At 33.3% G+C, this 279-nt stretch carries 1 protein-coding gene; it reads left to right on the top strand.

From position 1 onward, the window contains the following. Positions 1–142 precede the first annotated feature (142 nt). On the top strand, positions 143–279 hold a 137-nt coding region (locus tag PZC42_RS24470; RefSeq protein ID WP_277214045.1), incomplete at its 3' end, for an AbrB/MazE/SpoVT family DNA-binding domain-containing protein.

Here is a 279-nt window from a genome sequence, read left to right as displayed (position 1 = left end):
AGTAACGTATCTTGAACCTCTTTAAGAACGTTTGAATCTTTGATGGGTAAAACAACTTGTTGCATAGTCTTTTCTCCTTTTCTTGAGATATTAAAGCAGTTATGTTATTATTTTTGTAAGGAAAAAGTAAGGAGATGATATTGTGAGCGCAGGTAATGTAACTAAGGTTAGCTCGAAGATCACAAGTAAAAATCAGATTACAATTCCTAAAACAGTACGTGAACTGTTAAAAGTTCGGTCTACTGACACAATTGAATGGCAGATTGAACCAAATGGTAA

Origin of the sequence: Isoptericola croceus (genome assembly GCF_029382255.1) — a bacterium.
GTDB classification, from domain to species: Bacteria; Actinomycetota; Actinomycetes; order Actinomycetales; family Cellulomonadaceae; genus Isoptericola; species Isoptericola croceus.
This window is presented reverse-complemented; position numbering and strand designations above follow the sequence as displayed.